Origin of the sequence: Shewanella sp. AS16, from assembly GCF_021412365.1 — a bacterium.
Classification (GTDB): Bacteria; Pseudomonadota; Gammaproteobacteria; order Enterobacterales; family Shewanellaceae; genus Shewanella; species Shewanella salipaludis.
Map to the genome: position 1 here is coordinate 1 of NZ_JAKCLK010000248.1, position 292 is coordinate 292.

Sequence of the window (292 nt, forward strand, 5' to 3'; positions counted from 1 at the left end):
CGGTGCGCACAAAGATATGGCGCTGGAAGATTTCCACCGCAGCGCGCTGGCGATTCAGGGCTGGTTACCCCGTTTCATTGAATTTGGTGCCTGTAGTGCAGAAATGGCACCGGAAGCGGTACTCAACGGATTACGCCCAATTGGTATGGCTTGCGAAGGTGATATGTTCCGCGCCACTGCGGGCGTAAACACGCATAAAGGCAGCATTTTTTCTTTAGGGCTACTGTGTGCGGCAATTGGCCGTTTGCTTCAACTCAACCAGTCGGTAACGCCAATAACAATTTGTGCGACG

General features: G+C 52.7%; 1 protein-coding gene. It reads left to right on the forward strand.

Going from position 1 to position 292, the window contains the following annotated elements; all coding sequences use genetic code 11:
- The coding region (locus LZP73_RS20195; protein WP_234236705.1) for a triphosphoribosyl-dephospho-CoA synthase at nt 1-292 on the forward strand (292 nt) is incomplete at both ends.